Genomic DNA, 330 nt, shown 5'->3' on the forward strand with positions numbered 1-330 from the left:
TTTGCCGGACGCCTGGTTGTTCTGGTTCCCGCCCGTGTTGCCGGACGCCTGGTTGTTCTGGTTCCCGCCCGTATTGCCGGACGCCTGGTTGTTCTGATTCCCGCCCGTGTTGCCGGACGCCTGGTTGTTCTGGTTCCCGCCCGTATTGCCGGACGCCTGGTTGTTCTGGTTCCCGCCCGTGTTACCGGACGCCTGGTTGTTCTGGTTCCCGCCCGTATTGCCGGACGCCTGGTTGTTCTGATTCCCGCCCGTGTTACCGGACGCCTGGTTGTTCTGGTTCCCGCCCGTGTTACCGGACGCCTGGTTGTTCTGGTTCCCGCCCGTATTACC

1 pseudogene is annotated in these 330 nt (G+C 63.3%); it reads right to left on the minus strand.

The features are described from left to right. Positions 1–330, minus strand: a pseudogene (locus ACZ4V6_RS13390) (SH3 domain-containing protein); the annotation flags it as partial.

The organism is Streptomyces sp. NPDC029152, from assembly GCF_055564355.1.